A 22,644-nucleotide genomic window follows, 5' to 3' on the forward strand; every position below is an offset into this window, starting at 1 on the left:
GCTCGGAACGGGAAGGAGAACGGCATGCGGTGGACTTCGGCGCTGGCGATCTACTTCCTGTTCTGGGCGTTTTCGGTATTCTTCGTCCTGCCGTTCGGGGTGAAGACCGCGGACGAGGCCGGCATTGAGCGCGTACCGGGGCAGGCGGACAGCGCGCCGCACGAGTTTCGCGCGGGGCGGATTGCGCTGCGGGTAACGATCGTCGCGACGGTGCTGTGGGGGCTGTATATGCTCAACTTCAGCTATGGTTGGCTGACGCCGAAGATGCTCGACTTCTGGGGGGCGTGGAAGGACGTGGAGTAGGGGGGTCTTTGGGACCCTCCCTCACGCACTTCTGCTACCTTCCACTTCCCCGGCGAAGGCCGGGACCCAGTAGCGACGCAGGTGTTGCTGCCGGCTGCGCCTCGTTACCTCGACCCTCACTACTGGGCCCCGGCCTTCGCCGGGGAAGTAGGGGGGTGAAGTGGGGAGGGAAGCCTCCGCCCCCTCAATTCTCGACCGGCGCAACATCCCCCATCAGCTTGGGGAAGAACCCCTCGTGCGCTGCCCGCAATGCGTCCAGCGTCACGACGTGATCGTCATCGGGAAGCTCGAAGATCAGCCGGTTGGCGATCGTCCGCCCGATCCGCTCGATCTCGACTCCGGCGGCATCGGCTGCGGTCAGCGTCTCTAGCAGCAGGTGATCCGCGACGGTCGCGACATACAGCCCCTGGTCTTCGCCGAACAACGCGCAGGCGATTCCGCACGGCAGCGGCGCGTGCAGCATCGCGCCGACATTCCCCGCGAGCGCCATCTCGGCGATCGTCACCGCAATCCCGCCGTCGGACACGTCATGAACGGCGGTCAGCGCGCCGGTCGCGATATGCGCTCGGACGAATTCGCTGTTGCGGCGTTCGGCTTCGAGATCGACCGGGGGCGGGGGGCCTTCCTCGCGGCCATGGACTTCGCGCAGCCACAGCGACTGTCCGAGATGCCCAGAGCGTTCGCCGATCAGCACGATCACGTCGCCGGTGCCCTTGAACGCGATCGTCGCGGACTTCGACCAGTCGGCGAGCAACCCGATCGCGCCGATCGCGGGCGTCGGGAGGATCGCCGAGCCGCCGCCGGTCGCCTTGCTCTCGTTGTAGAGCGAGACGTTGCCCGACACGATCGGGAAGTCGAGCGCGCGGCAGGCATCGCCCATGCCGTCGAGACAGCCGACGAACTGCGCCATGATCTCGGGGCGCTGCGGGTTGGCGAAGTTGAGGCAGTTGGTCACCGCAAGCGGGGTCGCGCCGACCGCCGAGAGGTTGCGATAGCATTCCGCGATCGCCTGTTTGCCGCCTTCATAGGGATCGGCATAGCAATAGCGCGGGGTGCAATCGGTGCTCATCGCGAGCCCCTTTTGCGTGCCGTGGACGCGGACGACCGCGGCATCACCACCTGGGCGCTGGATCGTGTCCGCGCCGACCTGCGTGTCGTACTGCTCCCAGATCCAGCGGCGCGAGGCGACATCGGGGGAGGCCATCAGCGTGAGCAAGTCGGCGGCGACGTTCGGCGTCTGCGGGATCTCGCCGAGCGGCGTGACCTTGGCCCAGGCCTGATATTCTTCCTTCGACGCGGCGGGGCGGTCGTACAACGGCGCTTCGTCGGCAAGCGGCGCGAGCGGGATGTCGCACACCGTCTCGCCGTGGAACTTGAGGACCATGTGACCGGTGTCGGTCACCTGGCCGATCACCGCGAAGTCGAGCTCCCACTTGCGGAAGATCGCCTCGGCGAAATCCTCGCGGCCGGGCTTGAGCACCATGAGCATCCGCTCCTGGCTTTCGCTCAGCATCATCTCATAGGGCGTCATGCCGGTTTCGCGCTGCGGCACCGCATTCATGTTGAGTTCGATCCCGACCCCGCCCTTGGACGCCATCTCGACCGCGGAGGACGTAAGCCCAGCCGCGCCCATGTCCTGGATCGCGACGATCGCGTCCGATGCCATTAGCTCGAGGCACGCCTCGATCAGCAGCTTCTCGGTGAAGGGATCGCCAACCTGGACGGTCGGGCGCTTCGATTCCGAATCCTCGCCGAAATCGGCCGAGGCCATCGTCGCGCCGTGGATCCCGTCGCGGCCGGTCTTGGAACCGACATAGACGATCGAATTGCCGATCCCGGAGGCGGCGGAATAGAAGATCTTGTCGGTCTCGGCGACGCCGACCGTCATCGCGTTGACGAGGATGTTGCCGTCATAGGCGGGGTGGAAGTTCACCTCGCCGCCGACCGTGGGCACCCCGACGCAATTGCCGTAGCCGCCGATGCCGTGAACGACGCCCGAGATCAGGTGACGCATCTTTGGATGATCGGGCCGCCCAAAGCGGAGCGCGTTGAGGTTGGCGATCGGGCGCGCGCCCATCGTGAACACGTCACGCAGGATCCCGCCGACGCCGGTCGCGGCACCCTGATAGGGTTCGATGTACGAGGGGTGGTTGTGGCTCTCCATCTTGAAGATCGCCGCCTGACCGTCGCCGATGTCGACGACGCCGGCATTCTCGCCGGGGCCGCAGATGACCTGCGGGCCGGTGGTGGGCAGCTTCTTCAGATGGATACGACTGGATTTGTACGAACAATGCTCGGACCACATCACCGAGAAGATGCCGAGCTCGGTCAAATTGGGCTCGCGGCCCAGCGCGTGGAGGACGCGGTCATATTCTTCGGTGGAAAGCCCGTGCTGGGCGACGATCTCGGGGGTGATGTCGGTCATGGCCTGAGCCTTTAACGCGGTGGTGCGGGTCCGTCACCTCATCGCGTGGCTGGGGGACGCGCCGGACGCATTTTTCGTAGACCCGTTCGGGCTGAGCGAAGTCGAAGCCCCCCTTTCACTTCAGTGGTTCGGCGATGTGCGAGGGCCCTTCGACTTCGCTTAGGGCGAACGGTTGCTCTGGAGGATGCTTCCATCGCGCAACCCTTGCACGAACCGCTCCACGTCACGCGCGCTATCGTCGGGCCGTTCCTCCATCGGCAAGTGGCCGGTGCCGGGATAGACGATCAGCTTGCTCCCCGGAATGCGCGCGTGGAGCCAGTCGCCCGACGCGCGCGGGATCAACTGGTCCTTTGCGCCCCACAGGATCAGCACCGGCAGCCTGAGCGCGGCCAGTTCCGCTGCGGTCGCGCTGTCGGGCGCGAGCGCGAACCGGTCGAGCGTGGCCTTGCGATTGCCCGGATAGCGCAGCAATTCCCAATAGCGATCGATCATTGCGGCATCGGCTAGCTTCGGATCGCCGAACACGCTGGGCAGGCTGTCGGCGATCAGGCTGCGCGGGGTGATCGCCGAGGCGATCTCGCGCAGCACCGGCAGGCGCGCGATGCGGAAGGCGAGCGGCGGCTTGGCGTTGCCCGGCTCGGGCTGTCCGACCGAGTCGATCAGGACCAGGCCGCGGAGATGCTCGGGGTGCGCGAGCGCATAATGCCACGCGACCCCGCCGCCCATCGAGTTACCCGCGAGCACGATATGGTCGACGCCGAGTTTCGTGCGGATGCGCTCGACCACGTTGACATAGGCGGCGGGGGTGTAGTCGCGCGTCGGGCTGGCGCCGGTCAGGCCGTGGCCGGGCAAGTCCATGCGGATGATGCGATAGCGCTGGGCGAGCCGCTCCGCCCACGGCTCCCACGTCTGGAGCGAGGCGTTCGATCCGTGGATCAGCATGAGTGCGGGGGCGTCGCGCGGGCCGGTGTCGCGCAGGTGGACGGTCAGGCCGTTGCCGAGGTCGACGAACTGCGAGGGCGGCGCGCCGTATTTGGCGCGCATTGCGGCGGGGTTGGTATCGGGGGTGCGGTAATAGAGGAACGCGATGATCAGCAGCGCGACCACTGCCGCCACGCCATACCCCACGATTCGCCACCGCATTGCTGTCCCCCCACCACCGTTCCGCTCCGACGAAGCGATTGTCCGGGGAGAGTCGCCCGTTTGAGGCGCGCTGGCAAGTCGCCGCGCCAACGGGTTCATCGAACTGTCTTGTTTGCCGGAAGGCGAGAGTTCGCCAAACCCGTCCGTCATCCTGAACTCGTTTCAGGATCCAGCTCTCCGCAAGTCCGGACTTTGCCTGTTGCGCGGTGGATGCTGAAACAAGTTCAGCATGACGGTAGCTTTTGGGCGAGGGGGGCGATCAAACCCTGGATTATTTAGGCGGAGGTCCCGCGAGAACGGGAACCCAGGGTTACGGGAGCAAGCCCCCGTAACCCTGGGCTCCGGCCTTCGCCGGAAAACACATCAGGCAGGCTCGCGCGCGAGCCATTCCTCGAGCCACTTGATCGTATAGTCCCCCGCCTGGAATTCAGGATCCTCGATCAGCGCCTGATGCAGCGGGATCGTCGTGGTCGGCCCGTCGATCACGAACTCCTCGAGCGCACGCCGCAGCCGGCGGATCGCGCCCGCGCGGGTGGTGCCGTAGACGATCAGCTTTGCGATCATCGAATCATAGTAAGGGGGCACTCGGTAGCCCGCATACAACCCGCTATCGACGCGGACGTTCATCCCGCCCGGCGCGTGGAACTGCTTGATCAGCCCCGGCGACGGCGCGAAGGTGCGCGGGTCCTCGGCGTTGATCCGGCATTCGATCGCGTGGCCGCGGAACTGCACGTCTTCCTGCCGCAGCGTCAGGCCGTGGCCCTCGGCGATGCGGATCTGTTCGCGCACCAGATCGAGCCCGGTGATCGCCTCGGTCACAGGATGCTCGACCTGCAGCCGCGTATTCATTTCGATGAAATAGAACTCGCCGTTTTCCCACAGGAATTCGATCGTTCCGGCACCGCGATAGCCCATGTCGGCCACCGCCTTGGCGCAGATCCCGCCCATCCGTGCACGGTCCTCTTCGCCGAGTACTGGCGAGGGGGCCTCTTCGAGCACCTTCTGGTGGCGGCGCTGGAGCGAGCAGTCGCGCTCGCCCAGATGGATCGCATTGCCCTCGCCGTCGCCGAACACCTGGAACTCGATGTGGCGCGGGTTTCCGAGGTACTTTTCGAGATAGACCGTCGCATCGCCGAACGCGGCTTTCGCCTCGCTGCCGGCCTGCTGCATCAGCGTCTCGAGCTGGTCCTCGGAGGTGCAGACCTTCATGCCGCGACCACCGCCGCCCGACGCCGCCTTGATGATGACGGGATAGCCCGCCGTCGCCGCGATTTCCTTGGCTTCCGCCAGATCGCTGATCGGCCCGGCCGAGCCCGGCACGAGCGGAAGGCCGAGCGCGCCTGCGGTCCGCTTGGCCTCGATCTTGTCGCCCATCGTGCGGATGTGTTCAGGCTTGGGGCCGACGAAGATGATGTCGTGCGCCTCGACGATCTCGGCGAACTTGGCGTTTTCCGAGAGGAAACCGTAGCCCGGATGAATCGCGTCGGCACCCGAGATTTCGGCCGCCGAGATAATGTTCGGAATGTTGAGGTAGCTTTCGGTCGCCGACGGCGGGCCGATGCAGATCGCCTGGTCGGCAAGCCGCACGTGCATCGCGTCCGCGTCCGCGGTCGAATGGACCGCGACCGTCTGGATGCCCATTTCATGGCACGCGCGATGGATGCGCAGCGCGATCTCGCCGCGGTTCGCAATCAACAGCTTCTTGATTTCGGCCATGATTATTCGACGACCACCAGGGGTTGGTCGAATTCGACCGGCTGCCCGCTCGTCACCAGCACCGCCGTCACGCGGCCTGCGCTCGGCGCGAGGATCGGGTTCATCACCTTCATCGCCTCGACGATCAGCAGCGTATCACCCGCCGCAACCGTATCGCCGACGCTGACGAATGCCTTCGCCTCGGGGTTGGGCGACAGATAGGCGGTGCCGACCATCGGCGACTTGACCGCGTTGACCATCGACGGCGGGACCGCGACGATTTCCGCCGCCGGTGCGCCATTGGGGACGACCGACATCGGGGCGGGCGCGTATTGCACCGGCGCAGCAGCAGCGGCCGCGGCCTTGCGCGCGATGCGAATCTTGCGGCCGCCGTCCTCGACCTCGATTTCGGTCAGCGACGTGTCGTCGAGCAGTTGTGCGAGCTGACGCACCAGATCGACATCGATCCGCATGGCGTCGGCAGTGGTGTCCTCGGGCATAAATTCCCTATGCTCCCTGTTTTTCGAGGGTGCGTCCTGTCAGAGTCGCGCCGCCGCTTCAAGCGCCAGCAGATAGGATAACGCGCCGAACCCGCTGATCGTGCCTTTTACGGCAGGGGAGATACGGCTGACGTGGCGAAAGGCTTCGCGCGCGTGCGGGTTCGACAGATGCACTTCGATCACCGGGGTGCGCACCGCCTTGATCGCATCGAGGATCGCGACCGAGGTATGCGTGAAGGCGGCGGCGTTGAGAATCAACGCCTTGGCGGGGAGCGCCTGCGCCTCGTGGATCCAGTCGACCAGATGGCCTTCGTGGTTCGATTGCCGCAGGTCGATCGCGAGCCCGAGTTCCCGCGCACGGTCTTCCAGCTGCCCCGCAATGTCGTCGAGCGTGTCCGCACCATAGATCTCGGGCTCGCGCATGCCGAGCAGGTTGAGGTTGGGGCCGTTGAGGACGAAGATCGTTTCGGCTTTGCTGACGGGCATCGGGCGAGGCTTTCGGTTGCGGGCCGTGCGGCCCCGCGTATATCGCGCTATCACCCCTCTTTACCCGGTCGTGTCGCGTGAAGTCGAGACGCAGGTGCCGACGGGGCGCGGGACGGGCGGAACGGAAGGTCAATGATCGTGCATACCGATGGAACTGTCAGCATTCAGGTCAATGGCGAGCATCGCCGGGTTCGCAGCGGGTTGAGCCTCGCCGATCTCGCCGCCGATCTCGGGCTGATGCCCGAAAAGGTCGCGGTCGAACGCAATCTGGCGGTGGTGCCGCGTTCCACGCTCGGCGAGGTGATGGTCGAGGACGGCGACGAGCTGGAGATCGTCCATTTCGTCGGCGGCGGGGATCATGCGCCTTCGGTCAAGGCGGATAGCTGGACCGTTGCGGGGCGGACGTTCCGCTCACGGCTGATCGTCGGCACGGGCAAGTATAAGGATTTCGCGCAGAATGCCGCCGCGCTCGAAGCCTCGGGCGCGGAGATCGTCACCGTCGCGGTGCGGCGGGTGAACGTCAGCGATCCGAACGCGCCGATGCTGACCGACTTCATCGATCCCAAGAAGGTCACTTATCTGCCCAATACCGCGGGTTGCTTCGATGCCGACTCGGCGATCCGCACGCTGCGGCTGGCGCGCGAGGCGGGCGGCTGGGACCTGGTCAAGCTCGAGGTGCTCGGCGAGGCACGGACGCTGTATCCCGACATGGTCGAGACGCTCCGCGCCACCGAAGTGCTCGCGAACGAGGGGTTCCTGCCGATGGTCTATTGCGTCGACGATCCGATCGCGGCGAAGCGGCTCGAGAATGCAGGCGCGGTCGCGATCATGCCGCTCGGCGCGCCGATCGGATCGGGGCTGGGGATCCAGAACCGCGTGACGATCCGCCTCATCGTCGAAGGTGCGAGCGTGCCGGTGCTGGTCGATGCGGGCGTGGGTTCGGCGTCGGATGCCGCGGTCGCGATGGAGCTCGGGTGCGACGGGGTGTTGATGAACACCGCGATCGCCGAAGCGAAGGACCCGATCATGATGGCGGCGGCGATGAAGGCCGGGGTCGAGGCGGGACGGCTGTCGTATCTCGCGGGGCGGATGGGGATGCGACGCTACGCCGATCCGTCTAGCCCGCTGGCGGGGCTGATCTGAGGAAATAGTTGAGGGGGCGGGGGGCGTCGTGGCCGCCGCTGCCCCGTTACGCCGACGCTCCCCGAAGCAGCGTCATGCTGAACTTGTTCTAGCATCCACCGTGTAGCGGGTTCGGACCGGACTCGGCCCGCGGTGGACCCTGAAACGCGTTCAGGGTGACGGTGGGAAATATGATGGACCGGGAACGGTATAGCCCGCTGGTACGCCACCCGCCACCCGCCACCCGCCACCCGCCACCCGCCGCGACCTCAGCGATAATCCGCCCGCAAGAAATACAGCCCATCAGGCGGCGCATTGAACCCCAATGCGGTCCGGTCGCGCGCGTCGAGCGCGGTCGTCATGTCGGCGGGCGCCCATTTCCCTTCGCCGACCAACGCCAGACACCCGACCATCGACCGCACCTGATGATGCAGGAACGACCGCGCCGAGGCGAACACGCTGATCCGTTCCCCCTCCGCCACGACCTCCAGCCGGTCGAGCGTGCGCAGCGGGCTGTCCGCCTGGCAATGCGCCGAGCGGAAGGTGGTGAAGTCGTGCCGCCCGACCAGCCGCGCCGCTCCGTCCGCCATCGCGGCGACATCGAGCGCCGCGGGGATCCGCCATGCGAGGCCGCGTTCGAACGTCAGCGGCGCGCGGCGGGTGACGATGCGGAACTCGTAATGCCGCCCGATGCAGGAGAAACGCGCGTGCCAGTCGTCCGGCACGATCTCGCACCCCGTGATCGCTACAGGATCGGGCCGCAGCTTGGCGTTGAGCGCCTCCTGCAGTCGGAAGGGGGCGATATCGCGCGCGAGATCGATATGCGCGCGCATCGCGATCCCGTGGACCCCAGCGTCGGTCCGCCCGGCGGCGTGGACCGCGACCGTTTCGCCGGTGATCGCGTGTGCCGCGCGCTCGATCGAGGCCTGGACGGTCGGGCCGTGGTGTTGCCGCTGCCAACCCATGAACGGGCGGCCGTCATATTCGACCGTCAGCGCGAACCGCGTCAAAGTTGGGTTCCGACGGGGATCGCGAATCCACGGAGCAACTCGGGCGCGGTCATGACGCCACGTCCCGCGCGCTGAAGCAACGTCGGCCGGATCGCGCCCTCCGCGCAGGCGATAGTGAGGTCGGCGTCGAGCACGCTTCCGGTGGCGTTGTCGGTTCCGTCCTGTGGCGCGGGCGCGCCGGACGACCGGACGATCTCGGCCGCCAGAACGCGAACGCGCTCACCGCCGATTTCGAACCACGCCCCTGGAGGGTTGAACGCGCGGGTCTGGCGCTCGACCGCGGCCGCATCCTGCGCGAAGTCGAGCCGTGTCTCGGCCTTGTCGATCTTGGCGGCGTAGGTGACGCCGTCCTCGGGCTGCACGATCGGGGGATAAGCCGGCAGGTCAGCGAGCGTCGTGATCATCAGCCGCGCTCCCATCGCGCTGAGTTCGTCGGTCATCATCCCCGCGGTCTTTGCGCCGATCGGTGTTTCGTCGCGCAACAGCACCGGGCCGGTATCGAGTCCGGCCTCCATCTGCATGATGCACACGCCGGTCGCGGCATCCCCGGCGAGGATCGCGCGCTGGATCGGCGCCGCGCCGCGCCAGCGCGGGAGCAGCGAGGCGTGGACGTTGAGACACCCGTGCGCCGGCGCATTGAGGATCGCGCGCGGCAGGATGAGGCCATAAGCGGCGACCACCGCAAGATCGGCGGCGAACCCGGCGAATTCGGCCTGCGCCGCGGGGTCGCGTAGCGTGACGGGGGTGCGGACGGGGATCCCGAGTGCCTCCGCGCGCGCGTGGACCGGGGTGGGGGTCAACGTCTTGCCGCGTCCGGCGCGACGCGGCGGCTGGCTGTACGACGCGACGACGTCATGCCCCGCATCAACCAGCGCCTGCAGGATCGGGACCGAGAAGTCGGGCGTGCCCATGAAGATGATACGCATGCCACGGCTCTTGCGAGGGCGTGCGGCCAAACACAAGGCTTCGCGTCCGCCCCGTGGAGCGACGCCCCCGACCGACGCCGGGGTGACGAACGCGTATCGCGGCCCTATCTGTTCTGGATGGCGTCTCCCGAAATCGAAGCCCTTACGCAGGCGCTCAGCAAGCTTCCCGGGCTCGGGCCGCGATCGGCAAGGCGGGCGGTGCTGCACCTCCTCAAGAAGCGCGAGGCGGCGCTTGGCCCGCTGCTCAATGCTCTCATGGCCGTCGATGAAAACCTCGCAACCTGTTCAATTTGCGGGAATGTCGACACGACCAACCCATGCGGCGTGTGCAGCGATCAACGCCGCGACGCGCGCGCCTTATGTGTCGTCGAGGAGGTTGCGGACCTGTGGGCGCTCGATCGCTCGCGCCTGTTCCCGGGGCGTTTCCATGTTCTTGGCGGGCGGCTGTCGGCGCTCGAGGGGGTTCGCCCCGAAGACCTCGCGATCGATTCGCTGGTGCGGCGGATTGCGGAAGGCGGGATCGACGAGGTCGTGCTCGCGATGAACGCGACGCTCGAGGGGCAGACCACCGCGCATTACATCGCCGAGCGGATCGAACGCTTCCCGGTCCGGATCACGCAGCTTGCACACGGTTTGCCGGTCGGCGGCGAGCTCGATTATCTCGATGAAGGAACGCTGGCACAGGCCCTGCGCGCCCGGCGGCCTGTCGCCTAGGGATTGAAACCTACTCTAACCTCTTCTTATCTTTGCGCCTTTGTGGCTTTGTGCGAAAAAGACCTTTTCGCACGAAGCCACAAAGGCACGAAGAAGCAGGGCAGCAACCTTGACGCGCTGCGCGGGCTTTCCTAGCTCGCGGGCATGGCAATCCTCGAAATCCTAGAAGTCCCGCATCCCGGCCTCCGCGCCGTCGCGAAGCCCGTCGCAACCGTCGATGATTCGGTCCGCAAGATCGTCTCCGACATGTTCGACACGATGTACGATGCGCGGGGGATCGGCCTCGCCGCGACCCAGGTCGCGATCGAGCAGCGGATCGTCGTGATCGACCTGCAGGAAACCGAAGGCGAGGGCGAAGACGCCAAGCCGGTTAAGAACCCGCTGGTGTTCATCAACCCGGAGCTGCTCTCGGTCAGCGAGGAAACCTCGTTTTACGCCGAGGGATGCCTGTCGATCCCCGAGCAATATGCCGATGTCGAGCGCCCCGCGCGGTGCCGCGCGGCGTGGCTCGACGAGCAGGGCACGCGGCAGGAGGGCGACATGGACGGCCTGCTGGCGACCGCGCTCCAGCATGAGATCGACCACCTCAACGGCGTGCTGTTCATCGATCACATCTCGAAGCTCAAGCGCGACATGCTGATGAAAAAGCTGAACAAGATGCGCAAGGCGGGCTGAAACCAATCTCCTGTGTTCTCCTGCGAAAGCAGGAGCCCAGGGTTACGAGCGCAGTTTCTTGTTACCCTGGACCCCTGCTTTCGCAGGAGAACGGTGGCTGATCCCCGGCTCCTTCAGAACAACCCCTCGATTTCGCCCTCAGCCCCGAACCGGATTCCCTCCGCCGCCGGAACGCGCGGCAGGCCCGGCATCGTCATGATCTCCCCGCAAATCGCGACCACGAACCCCGCACCCGCGCTGAGCCGAACCTCGCGGACCGGCACGACATGCCCGGTCGGCGCGCCAAGCTTCGCGGGGTCGGTCGAAAAGCTGTACTGCGTCTTCGCCATGCACACCGGCAGATGCCCGAAGCCGGCCGCTTCCCAACGTGCGAGCTGCGCCAGCACCGACGGATCGGCGACCGCTTCCTCGGCGCGGTAGATGCGCGTCGCGACGGTGTTGATCTTGTCGAACAGCGACAGGTCGTCGGGATAGAGCGGTGCGAACTGTCCCGCGCCGTGATCGCACAGGGCGACCACCGCCTCCGCCAGCGCCTCCGCGCCTGCACCGCCGTCTGCCCAATGCGTGCACAGGATCGCCTCGCACCCCTGTGCCGCCGCGATGCCGCGGATCGCCTCGAATTCCTCGGGCGTGTCGCTGTCGAAGCGGTTGACCGCGACCACCACCGGAACCCCGAACGCGCGGACATTCTCGATATGCCGCGCGAGGTTGACGCCACCGCGCCGGACCGCCTCGACGTCGGGGGCGGACAGGTCCGCCTTAGCGACCCCGCCGTTCATCTTCAGCGCGCGGACGGTCGCGACGATTACGGTTGCGGCGGGCTTGAGCCCCGCCTGGCGGCATTTGATGTCGAAGAACTTCTCCGCGCCGAGGTCCGCGCCGAAGCCCGCCTCGGTCACGACGTAATCGGCCAGCCCGAGCGCGGTGCGCGTCGCGATCACCGAGTTGCAGCCATGCGCGATATTGGCGAACGGCCCGCCGTGGATCAGCGCGGGCGTGCCCTCGAGCGTCTGGACGAGGTTGGGCTTGATAGCCTGCGCGAGCAGCACCGCCATCGCGCCGTCGGCCTTGAGGTCGCGCGCGGTCACTGGCTGGCGGTCGCGCGTATAGGCGACGACGATTCGACCGAGCCGCGCCTCGAGATCGTGCAGGTCGGTGGCGAGACACAGGATCGCCATCACTTCCGAGGCGACGGTGATGTCGAACCCGCTCTCGCGCGGGAAGCCGTTGGCCGGGCCGCCCAGCGACTGCGCGATGTCGCGCAGCGCACGGTCGTTCATGTCGAGCACGCGCCGCCACACGATCCGCCGCACGTCGATGTCGAGCGCATTGCCCCAGTGGACGTGGTTGTCGATCATCGCCGCGAGCAGATTATGCGCCGAAGTGATCGCGTGGAAATCGCCGGTGAAGTGAAGGTTGATGTCTTCCATCGGCACGACCTGCGCATAACCGCCCCCGGTCGCGCCGCCCTTGGTGCCGAAGCACGGGCCGAGCGAAGGCTCGCGCAGCGCGAGCATCGTCTTGCGCCCGGTCCGCACCAGCGCGTCCGCAAGTCCGACCGACGTGGTCGACTTGCCTTCGCCCGCCGGCGTCGGGTTGATCGCGGTGACGAGGATCAGCTTGCCCGTCTCGGTCGCGGCGGGGAGCCGCGAAAGGTCGAGCTTTGCCTTGTAATGCCCATAGGGCTCGACCGCTTCGGCCGGGATTCCGGCGGTGGCGGCAATCGTCCCGATCGGGAGCAGGGTGGCGGCGCGCGAGATCGCGATGTCAGAGAGCATGCGACCGCCTTATCGCGTGTCTTGCCGAAGGGGGAGGGGGAACGTAACCCGCGCGGGATTTGCGACCGCCCGTGCTTGTCCGCCCACGTCCCCGCGGGTACAGTTCCCAAAATGTTCCAGAAAGATCTTGCATGACCGGCCTGACGATTTCCCTGCTCGCGATCGGCGCCTTGCTCGTCGGGCTCGCGTTCGGCTGGCTGCTCGGCAATCGCCCGCTCGCTGCCGCGCGCGCCGATGCCGCTGCGCGCGATGCCGATTTCCGCCGCGCGATCGTCGATCTTGCGAGCGCCGAACAGCGCGCGCGCGAGGCGGAGCAATTGAAAGTCGACCTGGCGGCGCTGCGCGACGAGCGCGACGTTGCGCGACTCGAGAGCACTGCGCTCAAGACGCACGCCTCGGCGTTCGAGAATCGGCTCGCCGAGATGCGCGATGCGGATGAGGCGCGGTTGAAGATGGTGCGTGAGACGCATGAGACGCGGATCGCCGAACTGCTCCACGCCAAGGACCTGCTCGCAACGCAATTCGCCGAGGTTTCGAACAAGCTGCTCAAGGATGCGCAGGAAGTCTTCCTCAAGCGCGCCGACGAACGCTTCCGCCAGTCCGAGGAGACCGCGGGGCAGAACCTCAAGTCGATGCTCCAGCCGGTCAGCGATCGCCTGCTGCGCTATGAGGAGGCGGTGACCAAGGTCGAGGTCGACCGCGTCAGCGCGTTCGACCAGTTGAAGGGGCAGCTCGAGGGGCTTCGGGTTGGCCAGGAAAAGGTTTCGAGCGAAGCGGCGAAACTCGTCAATTCGCTCCGCAACGCGCCCAAGTCACGCGGGCGGTGGGGCGAGCAGCAGCTCAAGAATGTGTTGGAAACCTGTGGCTTGTCGGAACATACCGATTTCCAGACCGAAGTTTCGGTCGCGGGTGGCGACGAGGGCGGTCGGCTGCGGCCGGATGCGATCGTGACCGTGCCGGGCGGGCGCAGCCTGGTGATCGACGCCAAGGTCTCGCTCAACGCCTATCAGGATGCGTTCGGCGCGGTCGACGAGGCGGAGCGGACGAAGGGACTGACAATGCACGCCGCGGCGATGCGTGCGCACGTCAACGGGCTGGGCAACAAGGCCTATTGGAGCCAGTTCGCCGATGCGCCGGATTACGTCATCATGTTCGTGCCGGGCGAGCATTTCCTCACGGCGGCGCTCGAGCAGGATCCGACCTTGTGGGACTTCGCGTTCGACAAGCGCGTGCTGCTTGCGACGCCGACCAACCTGATCGCAATCGCGCGGACGGTGGCGGCGGTGTGGCGGCAGGAGCGACTCGCCAAGGAAGCGGCGGAGATCGGGCGTCTCGGCAAGGAATTGTACGAGCGGCTTGCCAAGGCGGCGGGGGACATGCGCAAGGTCGGCAGCGGGCTGACGAGCGCGGTCAACAATTACAACACGTTCGTCTCCAGCTTCGAGAGCCGCGTGCTGGTGACGGGGCGCAAGTTCCGCGACCTTAACATCGAGACGACCGCGCGCGAGATCGAGGACGTCCCCCCGGTCGAGGCGCTCGCGCGCTATGGCGAGCCTGCTTCGCTTCCGACCCCCGAAGAGTCGGCCAAGGACGCAGAGGCGTTGACCGCTTCTTAACGTTCCGCGCGATAGCCTGACGCCGAAAGGACGGTGTATGTCGCGTATCAGTCAGGACGAGAGGCCGGAACGCCGGGACGGCGACCGCCGTGTCGCGGCGTCGCCATCCTATCGCGGGGAGGAGCGGCGCAGGCACGACCGCCGCGCGATGCCGGACCAAACGCCGTCCGCCTGACATGATCCGTCTTCACGCAGCGCCGCCCGAAAGCGCGTCCACAGAACCAACGACGCCCGCGCTAACCGGCGTCGTCTCCGAAGCCGCACCTGATGGAACCTCCGACGACGCCGAAGCGGAACGCCGGCTCGGCGACCGGGTCGCGTTGACCGTCGGCATCACGCTGCGCGAGCGCAACTGGAAGGCGCAACCCGCCGGGCTGATCGACCTGTCGCGCACCGGGTGCCGCGTCAACAACCTGACGATCGCGGCGGGCACGGTCGTGTGGGTGAAGCTCCCCGGGCTCGAGCCGTTCGAGGCGAAGGTGAGCTGGTGTCAGGGATGGCAGTGCGGGATCCGCTTCCAGCAACCGATGCACCCCGCGGTGTTCGACCATTTCATCGCGCGCAACGCTGGCGTGGTCGTGCGCTGAGGTTCGCCCTTTCTCCCTCGGACGGGGAGGGGGAGACATGCCTCCGTCTGTTTCAGAACGGAAGTATCCCCAGACGCGCTTCCCCGGCGAAAGCCTGGGCTGAGTAGGGACGTGCGAGGTCCGGGCGCGCATCCGCCAGGTACCATCGCCCTCACGCCCGGGTCACGGCGTTCGCCGCAGAAGCGATCAGGTCAGTTACGTTTGACCGCGTCCAGAACCTGATATGCCATTACCGCGGTCGCAACCGCCGCATTGAGGCTGTCGGCCTTCCCGAGCATCGGGATCTTGACCAGCGTGTCGCACGCGGCGGCATAGTCTGCGGGCATCCCCTGCGCCTCGTTCCCCGTCAGCAGGAAGGTCGGCGCGGCATAGGTCGCCGCGCGGTAATCCGTCGTGGTATCGAGGCTCAGCCCGACGAGCTGCCCCGGCCCACCCCGCAACCACGGTAGGAACGCGTCCCACTCGCACTGGACGACCGGCACGGTGAACAGCGCGCCCATGCTCGCGCGGACCGCCTCGACCGAGAAGGGGTCGACACATTCGCCGATCAGGATCAGCCCGCCCGCGCCGACCGCATCGCCGGTGCGCAGGATCGTCCCGAGATTCCCGGATCGCGCAACCGTTCCGCGACCAGCCAGATCGGCGATGTGCTGCGGTCAAGCGCGTCGAGCGTCCGCGTGAATTCGGCGAAGACGCCGACCACCGCCTGCGGGTTATCCTTGCCCGACAGTTTCGACAGGATATCGGGCACGGTCTCGATCGCCTCGCCCCCCGCCGCCTCGACCGCCTCGACCAGCACCTGCACCAGCGGATGCGCGGCGCTGTCACGCGCGAAGAACAGATAGTGCGGGATCCGCCCCGCCTCGCGCGCCTCGGTCAGGATGCGCAGGCCCTCGGCGAGAAACAGCCCTTCCTCGCGGCGGTGGCGCTTTTCGCGCAAGGACCGGACGCGCTTGATCAGCGGGTTCGAATAGGCCGTGATTTCGCGGGGCATTGAAGTGTTCAGTCCTCGCCGAACTTGGCCTCGACCAGAGCGCACAGCGCCCCGACCGCCGTCTCGGCATGCTCGCCCTCGGCGGAGATGACGATCGTGTCGCCCATCGCCGCGCCGAGCATCATCAGCCCCATGATCGAGGTGCCCGTCACCGATCCGGCGCCGTCCTTCTCGACATGGAGCTCGCACGGCTGGGTTGCGGCAAGCGTCACGAACTTGGCGCTGGCGCGCGCGTGCAGCCCGCGCCGGTTGGTGATCTGGACGCTCCGGCTCGCCGACATCAGGCGGCAGCCTCGCCCAGGACTTCGGAGGCGACCGAAATATACTTCCGCCCCGCCTCGCGCGCGGCAGCGACCGCATCGACGATCTTCATTGCCTTACGTGCGGATTCGAGCCGGATCAGCATCGGCAGGTTGATCCCCGCGATCACTTCGATCCGCCCGCGTTCGAGCAGCGAGATCGCGAGATTGGACGGCGTTCCGCCGAACAGGTCGGTCAGCAGGATCACCCCGCGTCCGGCATCGACTCGCGCGATCGCGGCGGCGATGTCGTTGCGGCGTTCCTCCATATCGTCCTCGGGGCCGATACAGACCGTCTCGACCCGCTCCTGCTTGCCGACGACGTGTTCCATCGCGGTGACGAATTCCTCGGCCAGACGGCCGTGCGTAACGAGAACCAGCCCGATCATCGTACCGACCCAATCATGCCATCGCCCATTTCACGCCAAAGCCCATTTCACGCCGAATTCGTCCCGTCCTGATGTTGATCGTCGGGCACCCCTTCGAGCGAGTCTTGCGGGGCGGCGGCGAGATCGCGGTGCGCGACCGTGGGCGAAAATCCGGCGTCGCGCAACCGGGCCGCAACGCGTTCCGTCACGTGGACCGAGCGGTGTCTTCCGCCGGTACAGCCGAACGCGACCGTCAAATAGGATTTGCCTTCAGCACGATAGCGCGGGAGCAGCAGGAGCAGCAGATCCTCGATCCGCCCGACCGCCTCGGCATAGGCGGGGTCCTCCGCGACATAGGCGGAGACGTCGGCATCGAGTCCCGTTCCGGGACGCAAGGCGGGCACCCAGTGGGGATTGCGCAGGAACCGCATGTCGAACACGAGATCGGCGTTGCGTGGCACGCCGCGCGCGAACCCGAACGACATCACCGACAGCGTCGGCCCGTCCTGATGATCGCGCGAGAAGGTGTCGCGGACCTGTTGCGCGAGCTGGTTGGCGGTCAGGTCGGTCGTGTCGATCAGCCGGTTCGCCCATTGCCGCAGCGGCGCGAGCAATTCGCGTTCGCGCGCGATCCCGTCGGCGGCGGGACGATCGAGCGCGATCGGGTGGCGGCGGCGGGTCTCGGAATAGCGGCGTTCCAGCTCGCCACCGGCGCAATCGAGGAACAAGGTGCCGATGTCATGGCCATAGGTCTGTCGAAGGTGCTTGATCCGGTCGACAATCCGATCCGAATCGAAGTCGCGCGTCCGCGTCCCGATCCCGAGCGCGAGCGGTCGCGCGGACCGATCGAACCCCTCCGGCAGCGGCGCGCTGAGCAACCGGTCGAGCAGCAGAAGTGGCAGGTTGTCGACCACTTCCCAGCCAAGATCCTCGAGCGTGCGGAGCACGGTCGACTTGCCCGCGCCGGACATGCCGGTGACGAGCAGGATTTCCTTTGGATCGTGCGTCATGACGCCTCTCTAGCGTGCCGCAGCGCCAATTCCACCTTGATCGGCGCGGAAAGCTCGAACGGGTCGATCGCGACCTCGACGATCGATACGCCATTATAGAGACTACGCACTTCGGGCGGCATCCGTTCCATCGACTGGTCGAGCCGGACGACCAGTGCGACCGGGGCATCTCCGGCCGGTTCGACCGCGACGATCCCGAGCCCGCGAACCTCGATCTTGCCCGCGATCGTCGCCGGGGCGCTGGCCAGCAAACGCCCGTCCTGCACGGTCAGCAGCGTGTAATCGTCGCTGACCAGAGTCGCACCGCGGTCGATCAGCCGCAGCGCGAGATCCGACTTGCCCGAGCCCGACGGCCCGCGCAGCAGGACCGCAGCACCCTGGATCGCAACCGTCGTCGCATGGAGCAGCAGCGGGGTCATCGCGCTTCGCCGATCGGGAGCCGCACCACGAAGCGCGCGCCGCCAAGCCCGGCGTGCCGCGCCTCGGCGGTGATCTCACCCTGATGCGCCTCGACGATCGTCCGCGCGATCGCGAGGCCAAGCCCCGAATGCTTGCCGAACGCCTCGCCCTCGGGACGCAGCGACTGGAACCGACGGAACACCTGCTCGCGCGCGTCGGCGGGTACACCCGGCCCTTCGTCCTCGAAATCGAGCACCACGGCCTCGGGGTCGCGGTCGGCGGTGATCGCGATCAGGCCGTTGTCGGGCGAGAAGGACACCGCATTGTCGATCAGATTGTCGAACACGCGTTCGAGCCGCGCACCCTCTCCGAGCACGACGAACCCCGCCAGCATCGGATCGTGCAGATCGAGCCGCAGCCGGACCCCGCGCTCGACCCCGCGCGCTTCGCGGCCCGCGATCAGCGCGGCGAGCATCGCGTGGAGATCGACTTCCTCGAATTTCGCGCGGCTCAATTGCGCGTCGAGTCGCGACGCTTCGGCGATGTCGGTGATCAGCCGGTCGAGCCGGTGGACATCGTCGCGGACGATCCCGAGCAAGCGTTCCTGCAATTCCGGGTCCTTGACCAGCGCCATTCCCTCGACCGCCGAACGCAGCGACGCGAGCGGGTTCTTCATCTCATGCGTCACATCGGCGGCGAAGGCCTCGATCGCGTCGATCCGCGCACGCAGCGCGAGACTCATGTCGGACAGGGCGCGCGCGAGCATGCCGATCTCGTCGCGCCGCTCGGGCAGGCGCGGCACGACGACCTCGCGCGCACGCCCGAGCCGCACGCGCACCGCCGCCCGCGCAAGCCGCCGCAGCGGCCGCACGATCGTCCGCGCCAGAAACAGCGACAACAGCACCGACACGACCGCGACGATCATCAGCACGACGCTGAGCCGGAAGCGTTCGACCCGTACCGTCTGCGTGATGTCCTGCGCGTTGTTGGTCGTCATCACCACGCCGCCGCGCGGCAGCGGGGCCGCGGCGGTGATCACCGGGGTCCGGTCGGGCGCGCGCCAGACCGTCGCAGCGACGGTCGGGGTGTCGCGCGCGGTCCGGACGTCGGGCCAGTCAAGCCCGTTGCGATGTTCGCGATAGAGCGGCGCGCGCGGCGTGCCGACCACGGTATCGATCACCGCGTCCAGGAACCGCGCGGACGCCTGGCTCCAATCCTGCTTGTCGGGATCCTGCAACACGAAGTTGCGCAGCCCGAGCGCGCGCGTGTCGATCACCGGCCGCGCGGCGCTGTCGTAGATGCGGACTCGCGCGCCCATGTCGCGCGCGAGCTTGAGCGCGAGGTCGGCGCGTTGCTTTTCGGGGACTGCGACGATCGCTTCCGCGATCAGCCGGGCCTCGCGGATCGACTGGGTGACTCGCCCGTCGACGATCCGGCTGCGGTACGAATCGAGATAGAAGAACCCGCCCGCCAGCATCGCCAGCGCGAAGACGTTGACGAACAGGATTCGCGGCGTGAGCGAAACCCGCGCCGACCAGCGGAGCGACAGCGCGCGAACATCGTCCTCGCGCGCCGGCTCGTCATTCCTCGGAGAATCGATAACCCGCTCCATAGAGAGTCTCGATCGCGTCGAAGGTGGGGTCCGCCTGCCGGAACTTGCGACGGACGCGCTTGATGTGGCTGTCGATCGTGCGATCGTCGACATAGATGTCGTCGTGATACGCCGCGTCCATCAGCTGGTTGCGCGTCTTCACGATCCCCGGGCGCTGCGCGAGCGTTTCGAGGATGAGAAATTCGGTGACGGTCAAAGTGACCGCCGCGCCGTCCCACGTCACACGGTGGCGCGCGGTATCCATCGCGAGCCGGCCCCGCACCAGATTGGTCTCGGCGGCGGGTTCTTCCGCGCCGGGGCCACCCTGCGACACTTCGGCGCGCCGCAGGATCGCGCGGATCCGCGCGATCAGCAGGCGTTGCGAGAAGGGCTTGGCAATATAGTCGTCCGCCCCCATCGCAAGCCCGAGCGCCTCGTCGAGCTCGTCGTCCTTCGAGGTCAGGAAAATGACCGGGACCATGCTCTTCTCGCGCAGGCGGCGGAGCAGCTCGAGCCCGTCCATCCGCGGCATCTTGATGTCGAGGATCGCAATGTCGGGCGGGTTGTCGACGAGCGCCTTGAGCGCGGTCTCGCCATCCGAATAGAGCCGGGTTACGAACCCCTCGGCCTGCAGCGTGATCGACACCGACGTCAGGATGTTGCGGTCGTCATCGACCAGGGCAATCGTTGCCGTCATCGGCGGTGGGGCCTCATGTCGTTGATGCGCGGGGCGCCGGAAAGGGTTGGGCCTAATCCATTACGCCTCCGGCCTCAATGGAAGCTGAACGGACTGTCCCGGCATCGGTCGGTCGTTACGGACCTGCGGTTTGACCGGAACCGGTAGCGACGATATGCGCGGGATCACCCAAAACATACGTATGCAGGCCCTCGATGGTCGGCACAGTAGGAGAGTAATACCGTGAGCGATCGCATCCCGACTTCGGGGCTCGACACGCAGGGCATTGAGACCCGCGCGAGCCTTCACTGGAACCTAGTTACCGCGCGCCTGATCCAGGCCGCCATCTCGCGCGGCGAGGGCAAATTGTCCGCGACGGTCCGCTTGTTGTGGAAACCGGCGCGCATACGGGCCGTTCGGCACAGGACAAGTTCATCGTGCGCGACGCCGAAACCGAATCGACCGTCTGGTGGGGCAAAAGCAACAAGGCGATGAGCCCTGAGCATTTCGCCGCGCTCAAGACCGATTTCCTCGCCGCCCTCCGCCACAAGGAAGACCTGTTCGTCCAGGATCTGTTCGGCGGGTCGCAACCCGAGCACCGCGTGAAGGTGCGGGTCGTCAACGAGCTGGCGTGGCACAACAGCTTCATCCGCACGATGCTGGTTCGCCCGGCGGAATCGGAACTGCGCGACTTCGTGCCGGACTATACGATCATCGACTTGCCGAGCTTCCGCGCCGATCCGGCACGCCACGGCTGCCGCAGCGAGACCGTGATCGCGGTCAACTTCACCGAGAAGCTGATCCTGATCGGCGGCACGCGCTACGCCGGCGAGATGAAGAAGTCGGTGTTCAGCCTGCTCAATTATCTCCTCCCGCCGACGGGCGTGATGCCGATGCATTGCTCGGCCAACATGGGGCCGGACGGCGACACCGCGGTGTTCTTCGGTCTGTCGGGGACGGGCAAGACGACCCTGAGCGCGGACGCGAGCCGGACGCTGATCGGCGATGACGAGCATGGCTGGTCGGACACCGCGGTCTTCAATTTCGAGGGCGGCTGCTACGCCAAGATGATCCGGCTTTCCGCCGATGCGGAGCCGGAAATCTTCGCTACGACCAAGCGGTTCGGGACGATCCTCGAGAACGTCGTGATGGACCCGGTGACGCGCCAGCTCGACCTCGACGACGCCAGCCTCGCCGAGAACAGCCGCGGGGCCTATCCGATCGACTTCATCCCCAATGCGTCCGAGAACAACATGGGGCCGGTCCCGCGCAACATCGTGATGCTGACCGCGGACGCCTACGGCATCCTGCCGCCGATCGCGAAGCTGACGCCGGAACAGGCGATGTACCACTTCCTCTCGGGCTATACCGCGCGCGTCGCCGGGACCGAGATCGGCGTGACCGAACCCGACGCGACCTTCTCGACTTGCTTCGGCGCACCGTTCATGGCGCGGCATCCGTCGGTTTACGGCAATCTGCTCAAGGAGCGGATCGCCAAGGGCGGGGTCGATTGCTGGCTGGTCAACACCGGCTGGACCGGCGGCAAATACGGCGTCGGCAACCGCATGCCGATCAAGGCGACGCGCGCGCTGCTGAATGCGGCGCTCGACGGGTCGCTGAATGACGCCGAGTTCCGCACTGATCCGAACTTCGGGTTCAAGGTTCCGGTCGCGGTTCCCGGGGTGGACAGTGCGATCCTCGATCCCCGCGCAACCTGGGCCGACAAGGAAGCCTATGACGCTACGGCGGCAAGGCTCGTCGATCTGTTCGTTGAGAACTTCGCGCAGTTCGCGGAGCATGTCGACGAAGGCGTGCGGCAGTCCGCACCGAAGGTCCACGCGCCGGCCTGAACCGCAATGGGTGACCCCGGGCTTGTCCCGGGGTCCCCCTTGCGCCACATTCGGCAGCGCAGGATGCGCGCCACCGTTGATGCCGGGACGACCCCGGCATGACGACTCTAGATGGAGGACCAACGGCATGGGAATGCTCGACGATTTGCTCGGCAAGGTTTCGCAGAACGTGGACGTCAAGAACCTCGCGGCGAAGGTCGGCCTCTCCCCGGAACAGGTCGAGCAGGCGATCCAAGCCCTGGGCCAGGCGCATGCCGCCCCGGGGGATACCGTCGGCACTGCCGCCGCCAGCACGGGGTTCTCGGCCGAGACGCTCCAGCAGATCATCGCGCAGATCGGCGGCGAGGGCGCGCTCGCCAAATTCGCCGGGCTGCTGGGGGAGCAGGGCGGGGTGCTCGGGCAACTCGGCACGCTCGCCTCGGGGTTCTTCGCAAAGCGCTGAAGGGGAATTCGGGCTCCGGTCTGGCGCTTTGCGGG

At 66.8% G+C, this 22,644-nt stretch carries 22 protein-coding genes and 2 pseudogenes; 9 read left to right on the top strand and 15 right to left on the bottom strand.

From position 1 onward, the window contains the following. Nucleotides 1-24 precede the first annotated feature (24 nt). Entirely contained in the window at nt 25-303 is a 279-nt protein-coding gene (locus RI03_RS08505; RefSeq protein WP_010216669.1) for a DUF1467 family protein, read from the top strand. A gap of 184 nt (nt 304-487) precedes the next feature. On the opposite strand, the gene purL is transcribed toward RI03_RS08505, so the two are convergent. From purL to aroQ, 5 genes are all read right to left on the bottom strand, one after another. Then, nucleotides 488-2,728, bottom strand: a complete 2,241-nt coding sequence (gene purL, locus RI03_RS08510; RefSeq protein ID WP_010216671.1) for a phosphoribosylformylglycinamidine synthase subunit PurL — start codon at nt 2,726-2,728, stop codon at nt 488-490. 159 nt (nt 2,729-2,887) lie between these two features. Further along, nucleotides 2,888-3,871: an alpha/beta fold hydrolase gene (locus RI03_RS08515; RefSeq protein WP_026046569.1), complete on the bottom strand. Its 984-nt coding sequence runs from the start codon at nt 3,869-3,871 to the stop codon at nt 2,888-2,890. Nucleotides 3,872-4,234: 363 nt separating this feature from the next. Continuing rightward, nucleotides 4,235-5,587: an acetyl-CoA carboxylase biotin carboxylase subunit gene (accC, locus tag RI03_RS08520; RefSeq protein WP_010216673.1), complete on the bottom strand. Its 1,353-nt coding sequence runs from the start codon at nt 5,585-5,587 to the stop codon at nt 4,235-4,237. Nucleotides 5,588-5,589: 2 nt separating this feature from the next. After that, nucleotides 5,590-6,066: an acetyl-CoA carboxylase biotin carboxyl carrier protein gene (gene accB / locus RI03_RS08525; RefSeq protein WP_010216675.1), complete on the bottom strand. Its 477-nt coding sequence runs from the start codon at nt 6,064-6,066 to the stop codon at nt 5,590-5,592. A gap of 39 nt (nt 6,067-6,105) precedes the next feature. Next, nucleotides 6,106-6,552, bottom strand: coding sequence for a type II 3-dehydroquinate dehydratase (gene aroQ, locus RI03_RS08530; protein WP_010216676.1), 447 nt, complete (start codon nt 6,550-6,552; stop codon nt 6,106-6,108). Nucleotides 6,553-6,690: 138 nt separating this feature from the next. Here aroQ and thiS point away from each other — a divergent pair, with 138 nt between their 5' ends. Then, entirely contained in the window at nt 6,691-7,695 is a 1,005-nt protein-coding gene (gene thiS, locus RI03_RS08535) for a sulfur carrier protein ThiS (protein WP_170318366.1), read from the top strand. A gap of 248 nt (nt 7,696-7,943) precedes the next feature. Here thiS and truA read toward each other — a convergent pair whose 3' ends face one another. Together truA and fmt are read right to left on the bottom strand one after the other, a co-directional pair. Then, nucleotides 7,944-8,684 (bottom strand): tRNA pseudouridine(38-40) synthase TruA, encoded by a 741-nt coding sequence (gene truA, locus RI03_RS08540; protein WP_010216678.1) that lies wholly within the window; start codon nt 8,682-8,684, stop codon nt 7,944-7,946. After that, the gene (fmt, locus tag RI03_RS08545) at nt 8,681-9,610 is read right to left on the bottom strand and encodes a methionyl-tRNA formyltransferase (RefSeq protein ID WP_010216679.1); all 930 of its coding nucleotides are present in this window, start codon (nt 9,608-9,610) and stop codon (nt 8,681-8,683) included. Before fmt ends, truA begins: the two co-directional genes overlap by 4 nt. Before the next feature lie 117 nt (nt 9,611-9,727). Between fmt and recR the strand changes: the two genes are divergently transcribed. After that, nucleotides 9,728-10,324 (top strand): recombination mediator RecR, encoded by a 597-nt coding sequence (gene recR, locus RI03_RS08550; protein WP_010163546.1) that lies wholly within the window; start codon nt 9,728-9,730, stop codon nt 10,322-10,324. A gap of 144 nt (nt 10,325-10,468) precedes the next feature. Then, a complete protein-coding gene (gene def / locus RI03_RS08555; RefSeq protein WP_010163547.1) occupies nt 10,469-10,999 on the top strand; it encodes a peptide deformylase in 531 nt (176 codons plus the stop codon). A 113-nt stretch (nt 11,000-11,112) separates the two neighbouring features. On the opposite strand, the gene RI03_RS08560 is transcribed toward def, so the two are convergent. Then, the gene (locus tag RI03_RS08560) at nt 11,113-12,777 is read right to left on the bottom strand and encodes a formate--tetrahydrofolate ligase (RefSeq protein WP_010216680.1); all 1,665 of its coding nucleotides are present in this window, start codon (nt 12,775-12,777) and stop codon (nt 11,113-11,115) included. 131 nt (nt 12,778-12,908) lie between these two features. Here RI03_RS08560 and rmuC point away from each other — a divergent pair, with 131 nt between their 5' ends. The 3 genes from rmuC to RI03_RS08570 are packed head-to-tail and all read left to right on the top strand — an operon-like array spanning nt 12,909 to nt 14,980. After that, nucleotides 12,909-14,393, top strand: a complete 1,485-nt coding sequence (gene rmuC, locus RI03_RS08565) for a DNA recombination protein RmuC (RefSeq protein WP_010216681.1) — start codon at nt 12,909-12,911, stop codon at nt 14,391-14,393. A 37-nt stretch (nt 14,394-14,430) separates the two neighbouring features. Next, nucleotides 14,431-14,568 (top strand): hypothetical protein, encoded by a 138-nt coding sequence (locus RI03_RS24040; RefSeq protein ID WP_170318362.1) that lies wholly within the window; start codon nt 14,431-14,433, stop codon nt 14,566-14,568. Between the two features lies 1 nt (nt 14,569). Beyond that, nucleotides 14,570-14,980, top strand: coding sequence for a PilZ domain-containing protein (locus tag RI03_RS08570; protein ID WP_010216682.1), 411 nt, complete (start codon nt 14,570-14,572; stop codon nt 14,978-14,980). 191 nt (nt 14,981-15,171) lie between these two features. Here RI03_RS08570 and RI03_RS08575 read toward each other — a convergent pair. The 7 genes and pseudogenes from RI03_RS08575 to RI03_RS08605 form a co-directional block, all read right to left on the bottom strand. Next, nucleotides 15,172-15,974 (bottom strand): annotated as a pseudogene (locus RI03_RS08575) (TrmH family RNA methyltransferase). A gap of 8 nt (nt 15,975-15,982) precedes the next feature. After that, nucleotides 15,983-16,255 carry an HPr family phosphocarrier protein gene (locus RI03_RS08580; protein ID WP_010163553.1) on the bottom strand — a complete coding sequence of 91 codons (273 nt, stop codon included), beginning with the start codon at nt 16,253-16,255 and terminating at the stop codon, nt 15,983-15,985. Beyond that, on the bottom strand, nt 16,255-16,662 hold the full coding sequence (locus RI03_RS08585; protein WP_010163554.1) for a PTS sugar transporter subunit IIA: 408 nt from the start codon (nt 16,660-16,662) through the stop codon (nt 16,255-16,257). The genes RI03_RS08580 and RI03_RS08585 overlap by 1 nt, the downstream gene beginning before the upstream one ends. A 47-nt stretch (nt 16,663-16,709) precedes the next feature. After that, nucleotides 16,710-17,651, bottom strand: coding sequence for an RNase adapter RapZ (gene rapZ, locus RI03_RS08590; RefSeq protein WP_010216684.1), 942 nt, complete (start codon nt 17,649-17,651; stop codon nt 16,710-16,712). Next, nucleotides 17,648-18,070 carry an HPr kinase/phosphorylase gene (locus RI03_RS08595; protein ID WP_010163557.1) on the bottom strand — a complete coding sequence of 141 codons (423 nt, stop codon included), beginning with the start codon at nt 18,068-18,070 and terminating at the stop codon, nt 17,648-17,650. The genes rapZ and RI03_RS08595 overlap by 4 nt, the downstream gene beginning before the upstream one ends. Then, nucleotides 18,067-19,662, bottom strand: a complete 1,596-nt coding sequence (locus RI03_RS08600) for a sensor histidine kinase (protein WP_010216686.1) — start codon at nt 19,660-19,662, stop codon at nt 18,067-18,069. Before RI03_RS08600 ends, RI03_RS08595 begins: the two co-directional genes overlap by 4 nt. Continuing rightward, nucleotides 19,631-20,338 carry a response regulator transcription factor gene (locus RI03_RS08605; RefSeq protein ID WP_010216687.1) on the bottom strand — a complete coding sequence of 236 codons (708 nt, stop codon included), beginning with the start codon at nt 20,336-20,338 and terminating at the stop codon, nt 19,631-19,633. Before RI03_RS08605 ends, RI03_RS08600 begins: the two co-directional genes overlap by 32 nt. 222 nt (nt 20,339-20,560) lie before the next feature. On the opposite strand from RI03_RS08605, the pseudogene RI03_RS08610 reads away from it, so the two are divergent. Then, nucleotides 20,561-22,167 (top strand): annotated as a pseudogene (locus tag RI03_RS08610) (phosphoenolpyruvate carboxykinase). 127 nt (nt 22,168-22,294) lie between these two features. After that, the gene (locus RI03_RS08615) at nt 22,295-22,609 is read left to right on the top strand and encodes a hypothetical protein (RefSeq protein WP_010216689.1); all 315 of its coding nucleotides are present in this window, start codon (nt 22,295-22,297) and stop codon (nt 22,607-22,609) included. The last annotated feature ends 35 nt before the right edge of the window (nt 22,610-22,644 follow it).

The sequence above is a fragment of the Sphingomonas sp. PAMC 26621 genome (assembly GCF_000251145.1).
Taxonomy (GTDB): domain Bacteria; phylum Pseudomonadota; class Alphaproteobacteria; order Sphingomonadales; family Sphingomonadaceae; genus Sphingomonas.

Excerpts from the sequence above, each read along its gene's own strand:
- RI03_RS24040 (WP_170318362.1), top strand. The coding sequence starts at position 14,431 with ATGTCGCGTATCAGTCAGGACGAGAGGCCGGAACGCCGGGACGGCGAC.
- RI03_RS08580 (WP_010163553.1), bottom strand. The coding sequence starts at position 16,255 with ATGTCGGCGAGCCGGAGCGTCCAGATCACCAACCGGCGCGGGCTGCAC.
- purL (WP_010216671.1), bottom strand. The coding sequence starts at position 2,728 with ATGACCGACATCACCCCCGAGATCGTCGCCCAGCACGGGCTTTCCACC.
- RI03_RS08605 (WP_010216687.1), bottom strand. The coding sequence starts at position 20,338 with ATGACGGCAACGATTGCCCTGGTCGATGACGACCGCAACATCCTGACG.
- RI03_RS08600 (WP_010216686.1), bottom strand. The coding sequence starts at position 19,662 with ATGGAGCGGGTTATCGATTCTCCGAGGAATGACGAGCCGGCGCGCGAG.
- def (WP_010163547.1), top strand. The coding sequence starts at position 10,469 with ATGGCAATCCTCGAAATCCTAGAAGTCCCGCATCCCGGCCTCCGCGCC.
- RI03_RS08585 (WP_010163554.1), bottom strand. The coding sequence starts at position 16,662 with ATGATCGGGCTGGTTCTCGTTACGCACGGCCGTCTGGCCGAGGAATTC.
- aroQ (WP_010216676.1), bottom strand. The coding sequence starts at position 6,552 with ATGCCCGTCAGCAAAGCCGAAACGATCTTCGTCCTCAACGGCCCCAAC.
- RI03_RS08505 (WP_010216669.1), top strand. The coding sequence starts at position 25 with ATGCGGTGGACTTCGGCGCTGGCGATCTACTTCCTGTTCTGGGCGTTT.
- RI03_RS08515 (WP_026046569.1), bottom strand. The coding sequence starts at position 3,871 with ATGCGGTGGCGAATCGTGGGGTATGGCGTGGCGGCAGTGGTCGCGCTG.
- RI03_RS08615 (WP_010216689.1), top strand. The coding sequence starts at position 22,295 with ATGGGAATGCTCGACGATTTGCTCGGCAAGGTTTCGCAGAACGTGGAC.
- RI03_RS08595 (WP_010163557.1), bottom strand. The coding sequence starts at position 18,070 with ATGACCCCGCTGCTGCTCCATGCGACGACGGTTGCGATCCAGGGTGCT.
- accB (WP_010216675.1), bottom strand. The coding sequence starts at position 6,066 with ATGCCCGAGGACACCACTGCCGACGCCATGCGGATCGATGTCGATCTG.
- rmuC (WP_010216681.1), top strand. The coding sequence starts at position 12,909 with ATGACCGGCCTGACGATTTCCCTGCTCGCGATCGGCGCCTTGCTCGTC.
- RI03_RS08570 (WP_010216682.1), top strand. The coding sequence starts at position 14,570 with ATGATCCGTCTTCACGCAGCGCCGCCCGAAAGCGCGTCCACAGAACCA.
- RI03_RS08560 (WP_010216680.1), bottom strand. The coding sequence starts at position 12,777 with ATGCTCTCTGACATCGCGATCTCGCGCGCCGCCACCCTGCTCCCGATC.
- accC (WP_010216673.1), bottom strand. The coding sequence starts at position 5,587 with ATGGCCGAAATCAAGAAGCTGTTGATTGCGAACCGCGGCGAGATCGCG.
- fmt (WP_010216679.1), bottom strand. The coding sequence starts at position 9,610 with ATGCGTATCATCTTCATGGGCACGCCCGACTTCTCGGTCCCGATCCTG.
- rapZ (WP_010216684.1), bottom strand. The coding sequence starts at position 17,651 with ATGACGCACGATCCAAAGGAAATCCTGCTCGTCACCGGCATGTCCGGC.
- recR (WP_010163546.1), top strand. The coding sequence starts at position 9,728 with ATGGCGTCTCCCGAAATCGAAGCCCTTACGCAGGCGCTCAGCAAGCTT.